This window comes from Pantoea endophytica (genome assembly GCF_002858935.1).
GTDB lineage: Bacteria > Pseudomonadota > Gammaproteobacteria > Enterobacterales > Enterobacteriaceae > Pantoea > Pantoea leporis.
On sequence record NZ_PJRT01000005.1, the window covers coordinates 534970 to 551731 of the forward strand.

The window sequence follows — 16762 nt, forward strand, 5'->3', positions numbered from 1 at the left end:
GATGCGTACAGTCACTAAAACCGCGTTACCCCTCGCGCTCTTCGCGCTGTTTTACCTGATCCCGATTGAGTTCCGCGCCTTGTGGCAGCCGGACGAAACCCGCTATGCCGAAATCAGCCGGGAAATGCTATTTAGCGGCAATTGGGTAGTGCCGCACTTCTTCGATCTGCGCTACTTCGAGAAACCGATCGCCGGTTATTGGGTCAATAACCTCGGCCAGTTGCTGTTTGGTCACACTAACTTTGGCGTGCGCGCCGGATCGATTTTCAGCACCACGTTGAGCGCGGTATTGGTGTATTGGCTCGGCACGCAGATGTTCGCCAGCCGTAAAATCGCGCTGAGCGGCAGCATGATTTTTCTCACCTCGTTGCTGGTGTACGGCGTCGGCACCTACGCGGTGCTCGATCCGATCCTGACGCTGTGGCTGGTCGCGGCCATGTGCAGTTACTGGCTGGCGTCACAGGCCAGCAGCACGCGGCAACGATTGATCGGATATGTGTTGCTGGGTGCGGCCTGCGCGATGGGTTTTATGACCAAAGGTTTTCTCGCGCTGGCGGTGCCAGTATTGGCGATTCTGCCGTGGGCCATCTGGCAACGTCGCTTTGGCGAACTGCTGCGTTGGGGACCGCTGACGATGGTGATCGCTGCGCTGCTCAGCACGCCGTGGGCGCTGGCGATTCATCAGCAGGAAGGCGATTTCTGGCATTACTTCTTCTGGGTCGAGCATATAAAGCGTTTCGCCGAGTCGGACGCGCAGCACAAAGCGCCATTCTGGTATTACATTCCGGTGCTGTTGGCAGGCTGTTTGCCGTGGCTGGCGCTGCTGCCGGGATCGCTGGTTGGTGCGTGGCGTCAGCGCAGCCAGCAAGCGGGTTCGATTTATCTGTTGAGCTGGGTGCTGTTACCGCTGCTGTTTTTCAGCATCGCTAAAGGCAAACTGCCGACCTACATTTTACCGTGCTTCGCGCCGCTGGCCTTGCTGATGGCGCATTACGCGCACAGCGCTTCGACAAAGGTGGTTACAGCGCTAAAGGTGAATGGTTGGATCAATCTGCTGTTCGGTTTGGTCATCACCATTGTGGTTTTAGTAGTGCTGGCACCCTGGGGCGTTGCGCATCGTCCAATTTATAGCGGCGATGAAGGGATGGGCGTGCTCTGTGCGGCGCTCTCCTTTATAGGTTGGGCCGTGATGGGCTGGTTGAGCCGCAAGCCGGAGGAGGGTCGCTGGCAGTTAGCCGCGCTCTGTCCGCTGGCGCTGGCGTTACTGGTGGGATTTGCCATTCCTGACAAGGTGCGCGATTCAAAGCAGCCACAAAGTTTTGTTAGCGCTGTACACGCTCAGCTGGCGGATAGCCGTTATCTGCTGGCAAACAATCCTGGCGTGGCATCAGCGGTGGCCTGGGAACTGCAGCGCAGCGACATCAATTTCTACGATGCCAAAGGTGAGTTGCAATATGGCCTGAGCTACCCGGATGCACAGTCACACTATATTGATGCGGATAACTTTGCCGACTGGCTGCGTATCCATCGTCGTCTGGGCAAGGTTTCGCTGGTGTTGATGCTGAATGCCAGCGACAGCACGCCGGATAAAAACCTGCCGGAACCGGATGATGTCTATCGTCAGGGCCGCCTGGTTTACTACGGCTATGATGCTAAACCATGAATCTGCTGCTGATTTTACTGGTGAGCGTGCTGAGCTGTGCCGCCCAGCTGTGTCAAAAGCAGGCGGCCCATCTCGGTATCAAAAAGGGGATTTCCTGGCTGGCGCTCAGCATCCTGCTGCTCGGTATCGGCATGCTGCTGTGGCTGGCGGTGCTGCGCGTGGTGCCGGTAAGCGTGGCCTATCCGATGTTGAGTCTCAACTTTGTGTTGGTGGCCATCGCCGCGCGGCTGATCTGGCGCGAAACTTACAGCGTGCAGCAGTGGATCGGCACGCTGGCGATTGTTGCTGGCGTGGCGCTGATGGGAAGTCATCTATGAAAGGCGTGATGCTGGCGCTGTGCAGCGTGTGGCTGGTATCGCTGGCGCAACTGGTGCTGCGGTTGGCGATGCTGGATTTCCCGCCATTAAGTGAATTGCTGAGTGTGCAGCACTGGAAAGCGCTGCTGCTGTTGGCGATGGGCCTCGGGGCGTATGCGCTGTCGATGTTGTGCTGGATGCTGGCGCTGCGCCAGCTGCCGCTTAACCGGCTCTATCCGCTGCTCAGTTTGAGTTATGTAGTGGTGTGGCTGGCCGCGATTTCCTTGCCGATTTTGGGCGAAACCTTCCGCTGGAGTAGCTTTGCTGGCGTGGTGCTGATCGTGTTTGGCTTAATGCTGGTTTCGCTGCCGCGCCGTAGGTGATGGTGTTTATTTATGCACATACCTTAGCGGCGCAATTTATTGCGCGATAAATCGCGCCGCTTCGGAAGGTGCAGTGATGAGATACGGCGCTTAATTGAAAGGCATTACGCCACTCATGGCGATCTTTTTTATTTATCCCCTCAAAGGCATCCCTAAATAAATACATCACCCTGATGTAAATCCATCAAAATAAAAATCCCAAAATGCTTGAACTCACACTTCGAAAAACAAATTTCAAATAAAAATTAACATGAAATAAAAACACCGCTAGCGTGAGTGCTCTGTTTTGTTCTGCCGTATTTCCTTAATTTTTTTCACCAGGAGGTATTATGGAAAGAGAACTTTATATATCCACTAACACCGCTTCCGGCCCCAATAGCGCCACGCGCACCGAGCCATTTGTTAAAATTATTGCGCTGGTCGCCACGCTGGGTGGATTGCTGTTCGGCTACGATACCGGTGTAGTATCAGGCGCTTTACTCTTTATGCGTGACGATCTACAGCTCACGCCCTTTACCACCGGGTTAGTCACCAGTTCACTGCTGTTTGGCGCCGCTTTTGGCGCGCTGCTCGCCGGTCATTTCGCGGACGCGCTGGGACGCCGCAAGATCATCATTTCTCTGGCCTTTATTTTTGCCCATGGCGCCATCGGTTCGGCCTTCGCGCCGGATGTCATCTCAATGATTGCTTCACGTCTGTTCCTCGGTATCGCCGTCGGTGGCGCAGCGGCCACGGTGCCGGTGTATATCGCGGAAATTGCCCCGGCGAACAAGCGCGGTCAACTGGTGACCTTGCAGGAGCTGATGATTGTTTCAGGTCAGTTGCTGGCGTACGTGTCCAACGCCACTTTCAATGAAATCTGGGGGGGAGAACACACGTGGCGCTGGATGATCGCTATCTCAACTGTGCCCGCAGTATTGCTGTGGTTGGGCATGATCTTTATGCCGGAAAGCCCGCGCTGGCATGTAATGCGCGGTAATAGCCAGCAAGCACGCAAAGTACTGGAGAAAACCCGCGCGGCCGATGACGTCGAATGGGAGCTGGAAGAGATAGAAGAAACCATCGAAGAGAACCGGCAACAGGGCAAAGGCCGCCTGCGCGATTTGCGTACGCCGTGGCTGCGCAAAGTGTTCCTGCTTGGTATCGGCATCGCGGCGATTCAGCAGCTGACCGGCGTCAACACCATCATGTATTACGCGCCGACCATGCTGACGGCAACCGGCTTGAGCAACGATGCCGCGCTGTTCGCCACCATCGCCAACGGCGTGATTTCGGTGCTGATGACGCTGATCGGTATCTGGATGATCGGCAAAATCGGCCGTCGTCCGCTGGTACTGGTTGGTCAGATGGGCTGCACCGCGTGCCTGTTTTTTATCGCCGCGGTGTGTTTCTTCATGCCGGAATATTACCCGGCAGGCGACGTCAATCTGCTGCGCGCCTATCTGGTGCTGGCGGGCATGCTGATGTTTCTGTGCTTCCAGCAAGGCGCGTTGTCGCCGGTTACCTGGCTATTACTTTCCGAGATCTTTCCAGCGCGGATGCGCGGTATTTGCATGGGCGGCGCGGTATTTGCGTTATGGATGGCCAACTTCGCCATTTCCATGGCGTTCCCGTTGCTGTTGGCGGCATTTGGTCTGGCCGGTGCCTTCTTAACCTTTGCCGTGATTGGTATTGGGGGATCGATGTTCGTGTTGCGCACCATCCCGGAAACCAAAGGACGCAGCCTGGAACAGGTCGAGCACTATTTCCATGAGTTGTACAAATGATGTTGCATTGATGTAAATCAATCAAGGTTCTGGCAGAGCAGCAAAACTACATCGCTTACTATCGCAAGATATCGACGCGACATGACAAAACAGAAGCTAATAAATATTACTCTTTCAGGATAGAACACACCATGACCTACAAAATAAGCCATGACCGACTCTGCGTTAATCGTAAAATCGCGCCTAATCTTAGTCTCGAGCGTTTTTTCTCGCTGGTTGAAAAACTGGGATTAAATAAAGTCGAAATCCGCAATGATATGAAAAGTGGTAGCGTGACCGATGATTTAACAGGCGAAGAAGTTCGCCATCTCGCGACGCAGCATGCTTTTACCATTGAAACTATTAATGCGGTTTATCCGTTTAACCAATTAAGCGATGACGTGCTGGAGAAAACGCGCGCTTTATTAAAAGACGCGCGTGCCACCGGTGCGAAAGCGTTAGTCCTTTGCCCACTGAATGACGGCACCGTTATTTCCCAGCAGCAAACCGTCGATGCGTTAAAAACGCTGGCGCCACTGTTTTCCGAATATGGCATTGCCGGTCTGGTGGAGCCGCTCGGTTTCCCGCAAAGCTCGCTGCGTTCAGCGGCTCTGGCACAGCAGCTGATCAAACAAGCCGGCGCGCCGTTCAAAATCGTATTGGATACCTTTCACCATCATTTGTACGAAGGGGCTGAACAAGACTTTGCTGGCGGCGTCGACGTCAACAATATCGGGCTGGTGCATTTGTCCGGCGTGACCGACGCGCGCCCAACGCATCAGTTAACCGACGAAGAGCGCATCATGTTAAGCGCCGACGATGTGCTGAAATCGAAACAACAAGTGCAGCGTCTGGAAGAGATGGGCTATCGCGGCATTTACGCTTTCGAACCGTTTTCGTCGGTGATGGATAACTGGAGCGAAGAACAAATTGCTCGTGAAATCCACTCCAGCATTGCTTACCTGAATAACTAAGGAACACTTCCATGACGCTCAATATCGGTGTAATTGGCACGGGCGCGATCGGTCGCGAACACATTCGTCGTTGTAGCCAGGTACTGCAACATTCGCGTGTAGTGGCGCTGAATGACATCAATCGCAGCAACTGCGAGCAGATCATCCACGATCTCGGCATTCAGGCGGAGATTTACGACAACGCACATGATCTGATTAACGCGCCAGAGGTGCAGGCGATTCTGGTCACCTCGTGGGGCCCAACCCATGAAGAGTTTGTGCTGGCAGCGATCAAAGCCGGCAAGGCGGTGTTCTGCGAAAAGCCGCTGGCGGTCACCGCGCAGGGTTGTATGAACATCGTGGAAGCGGAAATCGCCGCCGGTAAGAAGCTAGTGCAGGTCGGCTTTATGCGTCCTTACGACGCGGGCTACCGCGCGCTGAAGGCGGTGATTAATAACGGTGACATCGGCGAACCGCTGATGCTGCACTGCGCGCATCGCAATCCCGAAGTCGGCGATTCCTACACTACTGATATGGCGATCACCGATACGCTGATTCATGAGCTCGATGTGCTGCGCTGGTTGCTGAAAGATGATTACGTCAGTGCACAGGTGATCTACCCGCGCTCAACCAGTAAAGCCGCCTCGCATCTAAAAGATCCGCAAATCGTGCTGCTGGAAACCGCCAAAGGCGTACGCATCGACGTCGAAATCTTCGTTAACTGCACATACGGCTACGATATTCAGTGTGAAGTGGTCGGCGAAAGCGGTATTGCGCGCCTGCCTGAACCGATGTCGGTACAGACGCGCAGCGCGGCCAAACTCTCCACCCGCATTCTTACCGACTGGAAAAAGCGTTTCATCGATGCCTATGACGTGGAGTTGCAGGACTTCATCAATAACGTGTTGTCGGGTGAGATGACCGGCCCGTCTGCCTGGGATGGCTTCGCTGCGGCGGTTGCTGCCGATGCCTGTGTTGCGGCGCAAAAATCCGGAGACATCGTACCGGTCACTATGCCAGTGAAACCGGCGTTTTATAACTAAGTTGTTTTCCCTTCCTTAAACGCGCGTCAGGTTTAACTGGCGCGCGTATTATCGCGTATCACACTCTCTTCTCAGCGTTTTCCCGTGTATCATCGCCGCCTTTAAGATGTTTTGTAGGGAATAAGTGATGACGGAGATGACATTGTCCCGCCGCCAGCCTTCCGTATGGTGGGGCGCGATGATTATTTGCGGCACCGTGGTGGGCGCAGGGATGTTTACGCTGCCGGTGGTGATGGCGGGCGCGTGGTTTGGCTGGGCGATGATGTTACTGCTGATCAGCTGGGGCGGCATGTTGCTGTCCGGCTTGTTGTTTATGCGCGTCAGCCTTACGTATCCGCCGGGCGCGGGTTACGACACTTTAACCAAAGATTTGCTTGGACGCGGCTGGGCGGCGCTGAACGGCCTCAGCATCTTATTCGTCCTTGGCATCCTGACATACGCCTACATTTCAGCCAGCGGCCCGGTCTATCAGCACTCAATCAGTCAGTTGGGATTACCCATCTCAACTGCAGAAGCCAAGGTGTTGCTGACGCTGTGCGTCGCCGTCGTCGTTTGGCTCGGTACGACGGGCGTCAGCCGTTTGATGACCTTCTGCGTGCTGGCGAAAATTCTGCTGTTGATCGTGCTGTTTGGTGGCCTTCTGACGCAGGTGAACGTGCCGTCGTTAATGAGCGGACCCGCAGCCGGTGAACGTTACTGGCCTTATGCACTCGGCGTGCTGCCGTTTTGTCTCGCTTCGTTTGGTTACCACGGCAACATCACCGGTCTGGTGAGTTATTACGGCGGTAATAAGCAAAACATCACGCGCGCTTTGGTGTTGGGAACGCTGCTGTCGCTGGCGTTGTATCTGTTTTGGCTGACCAGCACCATGGGAAATCTACCGCGCGACGCGTTTCCTGAGATTGTGAAGCAGGGCGGCGATATCGCTGCGCTGATGGCGGCGCTGCGTGCGCATCTGCACGTCAATGCGCTGGCGCTGATGATGTCGATCTTCTCGCATTTCGCCGTGATTGCCTCATTCCTCGGCGTCACCGCCGGTCTGTTTGATTTCATCGCCGATCGTCTGGGATTCGCGAATTTACCCGTCGCACGTCTGAAAACCGCCAGCCTGACTTTCCTGCCGCCGTTACTCGCCTCGATTTGGTGGCCAAATGGCTTTGTCGCCGCGATTGGTTTTGCCGGACTGTTTGCCACCTTGTGGGCGGTCATCATCCCCGCGCTGCTGGCATGGAAATCTCAGCAACGCTGTTCGCTGGCGGTGGTTTTACTGTTGGTGTTTGGCGCGATGAATATATTGGCCTGGCTGTTGAGCTGGTTTGGGGTGTTACCGGAATTTGGTGGCCGTTAGAGTGAGAAGAAGACAACGTCAGCGCGACGTTGTCTTCAATTTAATGCGTAGAACCGGCTAATACGTTAAGGGCATGCGAGAAGAAGTCGCGCCGACCAAAATTCCCCGATTTAAGCGCCAGCGCCAGCGGCCGCTCGCCCTGAGCAAACAGGGCGGGCACGCCAGGATCGATTTCACTTCCAACCTGCAGCGAACCCAAATTTAACGCGCTGACCACCGCGCCCGAAGTTTCTCCGCCGCCAACCACTAAACGCTGAATGCCCGCTTCAAGCACCAACTTGCGTGCCGTATCGCCAAATAAGCGATCAAGTCGCTGCGAGATGTTGTGTTGGCCAAACTGCTGCTGCGCTTGCTTCACTACTGCCGGATCGCCTGAGGAATAGATCAGCGGGCAACGGTCCTGATGGGTGAGGATGAAATCCACGAGATCGTCAGCATCAATACGTTCCGCCATCACATCCTCAATCTCAATGGCCAGCACCGCATGCTGTTTTTGGTGTTCCTCTATTTGTCCGCGCGTCGCACCTGAACAACTGCCAACTAAAATGGCGCTGGAACCTTTAATGGCAGGAAACTCACTGTTGTTACCTTGCGCTTTACGGGCGCTGATAAAATTGTGCGGCAGGGCAAGCGCGATGCCCGATCCACCACTGATCAGCTTCTCATCCGCAGCAGCGATGCCGATCAGCGTTAAATCGTGATCGCTGAGGGCATCCACCACCACCAATTGCGTTTCCTCATCTGTTTGGTCTTGCAGTATCTCGCGCAGTGTTTCACTGCCTTGCACCACTTGCTGCCAGCCAATGTGGCTGACGCGCGTTTTCGCCTGGCGCGACAGCAAACGGCGGATGTCCGCATCCTTCATTGGCGTCAGAGGATGATGCTCCATGCCTGATTCATTCAGTGGACGGTCATGCACAAACAAATTGCCCTGATAAAGCGTACGGCCCATCGCGGGAAACGCCGGGCAGACAATCACATTGCGCGCCGCTAATCGCTGAGCCAGCGCGTCTAGTACCGGACCAATGTTGCCAGCATCGGTCGAGTCGAAGGTCGAGCAATATTTAAACACGATCTGCGCACAGCCTTGCTGCAACAGCCATTCACAAGCAGCCAGAGATTGTTGAACGGCTTCCTGTGCTGGCAAAGAGCGTGATTTCAAAGCAATGACGCCTGCTTCCACCTGTTCCTCGGCAGGCTGTTGCGGTACGCCAAGATATTGCGTCGTGCGCAATCCGCCTTCGCCCTCCAATCCTTTCGACAGCGTGACGGCGATATCGCTGGCACCGGTAAAATCATCGGCGATGACCCCAATCAGCATGATGAGCCTCCAATCGCTAACTGCATTTTTTTCACCGCAGCATGCGGTGCCGTTAACACCGGAATCGAGACTTTCTCACGCACGGCGTCGGCGGCGCGCGAGGTGGAGAAGTGAGCCAGCATAATTACATCGAAGTGACTCAACTGCGGCGCGAACTCTGCGACCAGACGATTGTGGCTGGCGACATCGCCTTTACGCAGCAGGTCAATGGCATCCGGAACCAGCACGCTTTCCAGCGTCGCGGATGAGCCAATTTGTTCGGCATAGTGATAAAACTCATCGCACATCGTCACTAATGACGGGCCAAAGGTCGCCAGCATGCCGATACGTTCGCCTTGCTGCAGTGCAGCCTCGAACATCGCTTCATTCGGTTTCAGCACCGGCACCGGCAAAGCCGCAGAGAGTTCATCAATCGCCGGGCCAAAAGCTGAGCAGGTCACCAGAATACCTTGCGCATTCATCGCATAACCGTAGCGGCCAAAAGCAACAAAGCGATCAATCAACTGGCGCGAAAGCTGTTCCTCTTTAGCGCGATCCAGCGTCAAACCATCATCCAGCAAATTCACCACTTCAGCCTCTGGCCAAAGATCGTTAAAGGCTTCCTGAATAGGGGGCATCGCCACCGGCGTGGCATGCAGTAAAACTATGCGTTGGCTCATCATTTTCTCCGACACCAGCGATACACAAGTGAATTACAGCACACCATACCTGAGGCAAAATGAAAATGTAAGGGCTTACATTTGTCTTCATAAGGTGATGCTCGTCACACAAAAAAACTGCGTATCTGTCAGGATAGAAATGAATGCATTCGTCTGAATGCCTATTTTGAAATCGCTTACTTTAGCTAACCCTGAGAACGCACTATGACCATTCGTGGAGAAACCACCGCAATTAACGTTAACGTGAAACCCGAAGCGCAGGTGCGCCCTGCGAATACGGTGCCACGCCATTTTCGTGATTTGCTGGCGCTGGAAGATTTTGAACGCCATGCGCGTAAGCGGTTACCGAATATGATTTATCAATATGTAAAAGGCGGTGTGGAAACCGGCAGAGGACTTGCTGCCGCGCATGAGGCTTATCAGCAATATGTCTTTGTACCGCGTATGTTCCGCGATGTTTCGGGCCGGGATCAGCGGGTGAATTTGTTGGGCCATGATTGGGCGCATCCCTTCGGTGTGGCTCCGCTTGGTGGGGCGTCGTTTGTCAGCTATCGCGCGGACTTAATGCTGGCGAAAGCCGCACGGGCCATGAATGTGCCGATGATCCTGAGCGCCTCATCGCTGATTCCGCTGGAAGAGGTGATCGCCGCTAATCCGGACGCCTGGTTTCAGGCCTATCTGGCGGGCGATCAACCGCGCATCGATCGATTAGTCGATCGCGTTGAACACGCAGGCTATAAAACGCTGGTGGTGACCGGTGATACGCCGATGCTGGGTAATCGGGAACACAACACCCGCAGCGGCTTCAGCATGCCGATAAAAATCACGCCGAAAGTGATGTGGCAAAGCGCCATGAGTCCGCGCTGGCTGCTGGGCACGGTGGCGCAAACCTTCCTGCGTCATGGTGCGCCGCACTTCGAAAATACCGATGCTGAACGCGGCCCGCCGATGATGTCGAGCAAAGTGCGTAACACCAATGCACGCGACAAACTGAGCTGGAAGCACGTTGAAGCGATCCGTAAAAAATGGAAAGGCAATCTGGTAATTAAAGGGCTGATGTCGCCGGATGATGCCTTCATCGCGCGTGATCTTGGCGCCGATGCGGTGATTCTCTCCAACCACGGCGGCCGTCAGCTGGACCACACGGTGCCACCGCTGCATACGCTCGCTGAAATCGCGGCGGCGAAGGGCAATATGAAGGTAATTATTGATAGCGGCATCCGTCGCGGCACCGATGTGATGAAAGCGATGGCGCTGGGCGCGGACTTCGTGTTTCTTGGTCGTCCATTCCTGTATGGCGCGGTGATTGGCGCTCAGGCGGGCGTTGAACATGCCATGCATATCCTGCGGGATGAAATCGATCGCGATTTAGCGCTGATTGGCGTGACACGGCCTGAGCAACTTAATGCTGCGCTGCTGCGTCGCGCACCCTTTTTCGCACGCGAGGATTAATCATGGCGTTAACGATTTATAGTGCGCTCGCACTGAGCGCGCCGTTTAACACGCTGGTTGCGCAATGGCAGTCGCAACATCCCGATATACCGCTGGCGATACGCTGGCATCCCAGCACCATCATCGAAAAAGAGCTCAACGCCGGCGCCGAAGCGGATGTGGTGATCGCTACGGTTGAGACGCTAGACCGCCTGACACAATCGGGTTTGGCGGAAGCGGGCACGCGCATCGAACTGGTCGATTCTCCCATCGGAATTGCGGTGCGGGCGGGCGCTGCACAGCCTGATATCAGCAATCGCGAAACGTTGATTCAGACTTTGTTGGCTGCGCGTTCGGTGGCCTGGTCAGAAGCCGGAGCCAGCGGTGTCTGGTTCTCGCAATTGTTGAAACAACTCAACATTGATACGGAACTGCGCGCGCGTGGCACGGTGATTCCTGCTGGTTTCACCGCCGAGCAACTGGTGCAGGGCAACGCTGACCTGGCAGTACAGCAGATCAGCGAATTGCTGATGGTGGAGGGCATTGATGTTGTTGGACCGCTGCCAGCGGGTACGCAGCAGGCGATTTCGCTCTCGGCTGCGGTGTTAAGCCACGCCCAACAACCGGAACGGGCGCAGGCATTTCTGGGCTGGCTGAAAACGCCGTCAGTCACGGACGTGTTCAACCGTTTTGGCATGGACAGGCGCGATTAGCGTTCCTGACGGGGCACCGAGCCGCTGCTGCCCCGGACAATCAACTCGGTACTTATCTGCGTCTGCGTTTGCGCAGGTAAGTTATTCAGCGTGTTCAATAAATAGTGCGCCGCGTGTTCACCAATCGAGGCTAAATCCACGCGCATGGTGGTCAGCGGATGCTCAAGATGCTCGGCGTATTCATAGTCGTTGAAGCCCACGATGGAGATATCATTCGGAATGCGCAGATAACGCTCGCTCGCCGCGCGCATGGCACCAAACGCCAGCAGATCGTTCCCGCAGATGATGGCGGTGGGCGGCTGCGGCGCATCGAGTAAACGAAACACCGCTCTGCGCGCATCATTCATGGTGAAGGCGTTATCAATTAAATGCGTATCCGGCAGCGTCAATCCATACTGCTGCAGGGCGCGGCGCGTACCGTTCAGACGTTCTGAAATACGATCGTTCGAAGGCGGCGTGCCGACAATCACCGCAAAGCGCTGATGCCCTAATCCCAGCAAATGCTGCGCCAGGGTTTCAGCCGCACCCTCGCTGTCATAACCGACACAAGGTCTTTCTCTGTCTTGCGAAAAGGTCTGCACGCAGGCGATATCCTGCTGAATGATGCGCTCCCACAGTTTTGGATGATGGGTATTGCCCACCAGCATCAAACCATCGATACCGTACTCAATCAGCTTATTGACTTCTTTCAGCTCGGTTTCCGGATCAAAGTTGGAGTTGGCCAATAGCAGCGTGTAGCCGGCTTCATGAATCAGTTGCTGAAACGCCGCCAGCGGACGCGAAAAGGTTTCTGTCGCCAGCGTGGGGACCACCGCGCCAATTGTCATGCTGCGTCGCGAGGCAAGGGTGCGCGCGGCGCGATTAATCACATATCCCAACTCTTCGCAGGCCTTTTCCACCGCTTCACGGCGTGATGCTTTGACCGTGGTGCTGCCGTTCAATACGCGTGAAACCGTCGCCGTTGAAACGCCAGAGAGACGCGCAACATCATCCAGTGAAACGCGGCCAGATCCATTTTGCTTCTCACTCATCAAGTCACTCCTGCAGAAAGAGTGAGCTTGCCCACAAAAATTGCAGACAACTCACAATCAATTTTGAAAGCGCTTACTTTTGGCTTGACTGAATTTTGTAATCGCTTACTTTTGACATCATGTTATCAGTTTGGGTGTGCCTGCTCACGTTTTTTTAACAGGTTCGCGAACTGTCACCCCCAAATTTAACCCCAACGCGGGCTGCAGCCGCTCTACGGCCGCAGAACCTCGTTAACCCTATATAAATCATAAAGGAATTCACCATGCGCAGATATCCACGAATTCGCTGGCTGATGATCGTGTTCTGCTTTTTCGCCATCGCAATCAATTACATCGATCGTATCAACCTCGCGATCGCCGCACCGCACATCAAAGCAGATTTAGGCCTCGATGACACCAGCATGGGACTGATTCTGGGCGCCTTCTTCTGGACCTATGCGCTGATGCAAATTCCGGCCGGACGTCTACTCGATCGTCTCGGTGCGCGTGCCGGACTGGCCATCGCCGTCGGCTGGTGGTCGTTGTTTACGGTGTTTACCTCGTTTGGTAAAGGATTCACTTCTCTTTTTGCGGCGCGCTTAGCATTAGGCCTGGGCGAAGCAGGGGGAAATCCGGGCTGTGTCAAAGTGGTTTACAGCTGGTTCCCGAAAAAACAGCGTGCAACGGCCAGCGGGATCTTTGATGCCGGTCCGCGTGCTGGCAGTGCGCTGGCGCTGCCGCTGGTTGCCTGGCTGATCAGCGTGTGGGATTGGGAAACGTCCTTCATCGTGACTGGCGCATTAGGACTGATTTGGGTGGTGATCTGGTTAGTCTTCTATCGTGAGCCTGAAGAGATGAAAGGCCTTGATGAAACTGAGCGGCAAAATCTGCTGGAAGATCGTGCTTTGCCCACCACGCAGGCCGACGCCAAAGTTGAACTGTGGTCACTGTTCCGCCATCGCAACGTATGGGGAATGATGATTGGTTTCTTCTGCATGAACTTCGCTACCTATTTCTTTGTGACCTGGTTCCCAACCTATCTGACTGTGGCACATGGCTTCTCGCTGAAAGAATTGGGAACGCTGGGTGCGATCCCTGCGCTGATGGGGATTCCGGGAAGTCTGCTTGGCGGGATTGTGTCGGATACCCTGTATCGCAAAGGATTTAGCCTGACGGCGGCGCGTAAAACTTGTCTTATCAGCGGCATGTTGCTTTCCAGCGTGATTGCTTTCGCCGCATTCACCGACAGCATTACGGTGATCCTGACGCTGTTTTCCATCACTTACGCCGGTTTAGCTTTTACCGCCGCCAACATTTGGACGCTGCCAGCCGACGTTGCGCCCGCCAGTAATTATGTGGCCACGCTGGGCGGCATTCAGAACTTTGCCGGTAACCTGGCCGGGATTGTTACGGCTTCCTTCACCGGCTTAATGCTGAGCCTCAGCCACGGTTCATTTGTGGTGCCGTTGCTGGTCGCGGGCGGCATCTGTGTGCTGGGTGCGCTGACCTTTATGTTTGTGCTCGGCAAATTGGAGCCCTTACCGATCAGCCCCAAATCTGATGCCAACGTCATTGCCACCGCCAATCAATAACAGGAGAAACCACATGCAAAACGAACAGGTCTTGCGAGAAGAGATTTGCCAGGTAGGAGCCGATCTGTTTAACCGCGGCTATACCACCGGCACCGCGGGAAACATCAGCGCTCGGCTGGAAGATGGCTGGCTGATTACGCCAACCGATGCTTGTTTGGGACATCTGGAGCCCGGCCGGATTGCCAAGGTTAATCGCGCCGGTGAATGGGTTTCGGGCGACAAGCCATCGAAGACTCTGCTGTTACATCGCCAGATTTATGATCGCAACCCGGAGGCGCACGGCGTGGTGCACACCCATTCGACGCATCTGGTGCAACTGACGTTAGCGGGTGTGTGGCAGCGCGACAGCATTTTACCGCCGCTGACGCCGTATCAGGTGATGAAAGTCGGTCGGATTCCGTTAATCGACTATCGCCGCCCAGGCCATGCCGATGTGGCTGCGCAGGTGGCTGAACTGGCCAATGACGTGCGAGGCGTGATGCTGGAGAGACTTGGCCCGGTGATGTGGGGCAAATCCGTTTCAGCGGTAAGCTTTGCCCTTGAAGAGCTGGAAGAAACCGCGCGCCTTTGGCTGAACTGCGTGGATAAGCCCGCCGCGCTGCCAGAACAAGCCGTATTGGAGCTGTGCGAACACTTTAATACGCGCTGGTAATACCCGCATTGTCCCTACAAAAACGAGATCTAAGATGAAAAAGACGGTAATAGCCGCAGGCATGATGCTTTTTGCATCAACGGTATTGGCGCAGGAGAAATCCTTTGTCTACGTATCCAACGGCGACAGCGGCACGGTGACGGCCTACGAACTGCAAAAGGCGCAGCGCCAGCTGAAACCGATTGGTGAATACCCCAGCGGCCTGAAAAGTATGCCGATGATGGTATCGCAGGATAACAAGACACTTTATGTCTCCGTTCGCAGTAAGCCTTACCATGTTTCGGCCTGGCATATTCAACCTGACGGCTCACTGCAGCATTTTGCGGATACGCCGCTGCCAGAGGCGATGGCGTATGTCGCGCTGGATAAGAGCGGGAAATTCCTGCTTTCATCTTCTTACGGCGGCGATCTGTTTAGCATCAATCGCATTGCCGCGGATGGTAAAGTTGAGAGTGCGCCGGTGCAGGTGGTGCATACCGGAAAACGTGCACATTCCATTCAGACCGATCCCAGCAACCAGTTTCTCTATGTACCGCTGCTGGGTGCCGATCAACTGCTGCAATACCGTTTCGATAGCCACAGCGGAACCGTTACGGCGAACACGCCAGCGTTTGTGAATATCCAACGCGAGTCGGCAACCGGACCGCGTCATTTCACCTTTGCACCGCAGCGGGACCAAAAGGGTGAGCAGAATCTCTATTTGCTGACCGAAATGGCCGGCAACATCTCGCGCCTGACGCTGAATAAAGATGGCACCCTGACGGAACATGAAGCGACACCGTCACTCGATCCAGCCATTGCCGCCAACATGCAGCGTGGCGAAGCGCGACCACTGACCGGCGATGATGATTTGCCAAAATCCGCCAAACCGCGTTTATGGCAAGCCGATATTCATATCACGCCGAATGGACGTTTCCTTTATTCCACCGAACGCACCAGCAGTCATATTACTGCGTTTCATGTATCACCGATCGATGGTCGATTGACGTTGATTAATAGCACGCCAACAGAAACTCAGCCGCGTGGATTTGCTATTGATAATTCCGGGCGCTATTTAATTGAATCGGGTCAGAAGTCGACACAAATCTCGCTCTATTCCATAGATCAAACCACTGGCAAACTGACATTAATTGAGCGCGTCCCCACCGGCAAGGGCGCTAATTGGGTCACTATCGTTGAGTAAATTTCTGCTCTACTTAATTCATTCGTAAGAAAAGGATTGTTTATGTCGACTATTCGCAAAACATTATTCAGCACATTATTTTGCTCAACGCTGTTAAGCGTTGGATTACCGACACTGGCGGCTGAAAAAGGGGTTGCCACCGATCTGGAACCACTGCACCACGTCATTCTGGAAAATAAATATGTCACAGTGATGCGCGTATTAATTCAACCTGGACAATCGACGCTATTTCATGAGCAGCATCTGGATTATGTTAATACCCACATTGAGGGTAGCCCGGTCAAAATAGAATATCCCGACAAGCCGGTTAACATAACAGAAATGAAAAGTGGCAATGTTAAATTCGGTGAGCATCAAGGAAAATCGGATACGGATAAGGTCACCAATACCGGAAATAACGTCAATCATCAGGTGGCGTTCGAAATTAACATCCCAGGCCCGCAACATTTCGGTAAGGCTTCCCGGCCTGCCAATGCCGCATTTAGTCAGGTGCTGGATAAGAAAACCGTGAGAGGCTGGAAGGTCACGCTTAAGCCTGGCGCCAGTACCGGCGAATATACGCAACACGGGCCTGGCGTGCGCGTGTTCTTCACCGAAGGGCGGGTACTGATTGCCGATCAAACTCATACCAATCGGGTAAAAGAAGTTTGGGTACATCCCGGCGATGCCTTTTTAACCGAGCCAGGTAAAGTCGATATAACGGCCGCAAGTGGCGAGAATATTATCTTCAATGATTATGAATTGTTATAGCACTGTTTGTATTTTGTGAA

At 54.4% G+C, this 16762-nt stretch carries 16 protein-coding genes; 13 read left to right on the forward strand and 3 right to left on the reverse strand.

The window, feature by feature from the left end:
* Nucleotide 1: 1 nt before the first annotated feature.
* The 7 genes from arnT to PZBJ_RS04920 all read left to right on the forward strand — a co-directional run bounded on the left by arnT (nucleotide 2) and on the right by PZBJ_RS04920 (nucleotide 7431).
* On the forward strand, nucleotides 2–1663 hold the full coding sequence (arnT, locus tag PZBJ_RS04890) for a lipid IV(A) 4-amino-4-deoxy-L-arabinosyltransferase (protein WP_101761458.1): 1662 nt from the start codon (nucleotides 2–4) through the stop codon (nucleotides 1661–1663).
* Nucleotides 1660–1980, forward strand: a complete 321-nt coding sequence (gene arnE, locus PZBJ_RS04895; RefSeq protein ID WP_101761459.1) for a 4-amino-4-deoxy-L-arabinose-phosphoundecaprenol flippase subunit ArnE — start codon at nucleotides 1660–1662, stop codon at nucleotides 1978–1980. The genes arnT and arnE overlap by 4 nt, the downstream gene beginning before the upstream one ends.
* Complete coding sequence (gene arnF / locus PZBJ_RS04900; RefSeq protein ID WP_101761460.1) at nucleotides 1977–2342, forward strand: 4-amino-4-deoxy-L-arabinose-phosphoundecaprenol flippase subunit ArnF; 366 nt, start codon at nucleotides 1977–1979, stop codon at nucleotides 2340–2342. Before arnE ends, arnF begins: the two co-directional genes overlap by 4 nt.
* Before the next feature lie 329 nt (nucleotides 2343–2671).
* Nucleotides 2672–4108 (forward strand): sugar porter family MFS transporter, encoded by a 1437-nt coding sequence (locus PZBJ_RS04905; protein ID WP_101761461.1) that lies wholly within the window; start codon nucleotides 2672–2674, stop codon nucleotides 4106–4108.
* Nucleotides 4109–4239: 131 nt separating this feature from the next.
* Nucleotides 4240–5061 carry a TIM barrel protein gene (locus PZBJ_RS04910; protein ID WP_101761462.1) on the forward strand — a complete coding sequence of 274 codons (822 nt, stop codon included), beginning with the start codon at nucleotides 4240–4242 and terminating at the stop codon, nucleotides 5059–5061.
* An 11-nt stretch (nucleotides 5062–5072) separates the two neighbouring features.
* Entirely contained in the window at nucleotides 5073–6083 is a 1011-nt protein-coding gene (gene iolG / locus PZBJ_RS04915) for a bifunctional inositol 2-dehydrogenase/D-chiro-inositol 1-dehydrogenase (RefSeq protein WP_101761463.1), read from the forward strand.
* 127 nt (nucleotides 6084–6210) lie between these two features.
* Nucleotides 6211–7431, forward strand: coding sequence for an aromatic amino acid transporter (locus tag PZBJ_RS04920; RefSeq protein WP_101761464.1), 1221 nt, complete (start codon nucleotides 6211–6213; stop codon nucleotides 7429–7431).
* A 40-nt stretch (nucleotides 7432–7471) separates the two neighbouring features.
* Here the strand turns inward: PZBJ_RS04920 and otnK are convergent, their stop codons facing one another.
* On the reverse strand, nucleotides 7472–8752 hold the full coding sequence (gene otnK, locus PZBJ_RS04925) for a 3-oxo-tetronate kinase (RefSeq protein ID WP_101761465.1): 1281 nt from the start codon (nucleotides 8750–8752) through the stop codon (nucleotides 7472–7474).
* Entirely contained in the window at nucleotides 8746–9411 is a 666-nt protein-coding gene (locus PZBJ_RS04930) for an aspartate/glutamate racemase family protein (RefSeq protein ID WP_101761778.1), read from the reverse strand. Before PZBJ_RS04930 ends, otnK begins: the two co-directional genes overlap by 7 nt.
* Nucleotides 9412–9615: 204 nt before the next feature.
* On the opposite strand from PZBJ_RS04930, the gene PZBJ_RS04935 reads away from it, so the two are divergent.
* Nucleotides 9616–10863, forward strand: coding sequence for an alpha-hydroxy acid oxidase (locus PZBJ_RS04935; protein ID WP_101761466.1), 1248 nt, complete (start codon nucleotides 9616–9618; stop codon nucleotides 10861–10863).
* Nucleotides 10864–10865: 2 nt separating this feature from the next.
* Entirely contained in the window at nucleotides 10866–11555 is a 690-nt protein-coding gene (locus PZBJ_RS04940; RefSeq protein ID WP_101761467.1) for a molybdate ABC transporter substrate-binding protein, read from the forward strand.
* On the opposite strand, the gene PZBJ_RS04945 is transcribed toward PZBJ_RS04940, so the two are convergent.
* The gene (locus PZBJ_RS04945; RefSeq protein ID WP_101761468.1) at nucleotides 11552–12586 is read right to left on the reverse strand and encodes a LacI family DNA-binding transcriptional regulator; all 1035 of its coding nucleotides are present in this window, start codon (nucleotides 12584–12586) and stop codon (nucleotides 11552–11554) included. The genes PZBJ_RS04940 and PZBJ_RS04945 overlap by 4 nt on opposite strands.
* Nucleotides 12587–12849: 263 nt before the next feature.
* On the opposite strand from PZBJ_RS04945, the gene PZBJ_RS04950 reads away from it, so the two are divergent.
* Genes PZBJ_RS04950 through PZBJ_RS04965 form a run of 4 tightly spaced genes read left to right on the forward strand, consistent with a single transcriptional unit; the run spans nucleotide 12850 to nucleotide 16742 of the window.
* Nucleotides 12850–14157 carry an MFS transporter gene (locus PZBJ_RS04950; protein ID WP_061719470.1) on the forward strand — a complete coding sequence of 436 codons (1308 nt, stop codon included), beginning with the start codon at nucleotides 12850–12852 and terminating at the stop codon, nucleotides 14155–14157.
* Nucleotides 14158–14170: 13 nt separating this feature from the next.
* Nucleotides 14171–14809 (forward strand): 3-oxo-tetronate 4-phosphate decarboxylase, encoded by a 639-nt coding sequence (gene otnC, locus PZBJ_RS04955; RefSeq protein WP_101761469.1) that lies wholly within the window; start codon nucleotides 14171–14173, stop codon nucleotides 14807–14809.
* A gap of 34 nt (nucleotides 14810–14843) precedes the next feature.
* Nucleotides 14844–15992 (forward strand): lactonase family protein, encoded by a 1149-nt coding sequence (locus PZBJ_RS04960; protein WP_101761470.1) that lies wholly within the window; start codon nucleotides 14844–14846, stop codon nucleotides 15990–15992.
* Nucleotides 15993–16034: 42 nt separating this feature from the next.
* Complete coding sequence (locus PZBJ_RS04965; protein WP_101761471.1) at nucleotides 16035–16742, forward strand: hypothetical protein; 708 nt, start codon at nucleotides 16035–16037, stop codon at nucleotides 16740–16742.
* Nucleotides 16743–16762 lie beyond the last annotated feature (20 nt).

Coding starts and splice junctions, on each gene's coding strand:
- PZBJ_RS04935 (WP_101761466.1), top strand. CDS start 9,616: ATGACCATTCGTGGAGAAACCACCGCAATTAACGTTAACGTGAAACCC.
- arnF (WP_101761460.1), top strand. CDS start 1,977: ATGAAAGGCGTGATGCTGGCGCTGTGCAGCGTGTGGCTGGTATCGCTG.
- iolG (WP_101761463.1), top strand. CDS start 5,073: ATGACGCTCAATATCGGTGTAATTGGCACGGGCGCGATCGGTCGCGAA.
- PZBJ_RS04910 (WP_101761462.1), top strand. CDS start 4,240: ATGACCTACAAAATAAGCCATGACCGACTCTGCGTTAATCGTAAAATC.
- PZBJ_RS04965 (WP_101761471.1), top strand. CDS start 16,035: ATGTCGACTATTCGCAAAACATTATTCAGCACATTATTTTGCTCAACG.
- arnT (WP_101761458.1), top strand. CDS start 2: ATGCGTACAGTCACTAAAACCGCGTTACCCCTCGCGCTCTTCGCGCTG.
- PZBJ_RS04950 (WP_061719470.1), top strand. CDS start 12,850: ATGCGCAGATATCCACGAATTCGCTGGCTGATGATCGTGTTCTGCTTT.
- otnC (WP_101761469.1), top strand. CDS start 14,171: ATGCAAAACGAACAGGTCTTGCGAGAAGAGATTTGCCAGGTAGGAGCC.
- PZBJ_RS04940 (WP_101761467.1), top strand. CDS start 10,866: ATGGCGTTAACGATTTATAGTGCGCTCGCACTGAGCGCGCCGTTTAAC.
- PZBJ_RS04945 (WP_101761468.1), bottom strand. CDS start 12,586: ATGAGTGAGAAGCAAAATGGATCTGGCCGCGTTTCACTGGATGATGTT.
- PZBJ_RS04905 (WP_101761461.1), top strand. CDS start 2,672: ATGGAAAGAGAACTTTATATATCCACTAACACCGCTTCCGGCCCCAAT.
- PZBJ_RS04930 (WP_101761778.1), bottom strand. CDS start 9,411: ATGAGCCAACGCATAGTTTTACTGCATGCCACGCCGGTGGCGATGCCC.
- otnK (WP_101761465.1), bottom strand. CDS start 8,752: ATGCTGATTGGGGTCATCGCCGATGATTTTACCGGTGCCAGCGATATC.
- arnE (WP_101761459.1), top strand. CDS start 1,660: ATGAATCTGCTGCTGATTTTACTGGTGAGCGTGCTGAGCTGTGCCGCC.
- PZBJ_RS04920 (WP_101761464.1), top strand. CDS start 6,211: ATGACGGAGATGACATTGTCCCGCCGCCAGCCTTCCGTATGGTGGGGC.
- PZBJ_RS04960 (WP_101761470.1), top strand. CDS start 14,844: ATGAAAAAGACGGTAATAGCCGCAGGCATGATGCTTTTTGCATCAACG.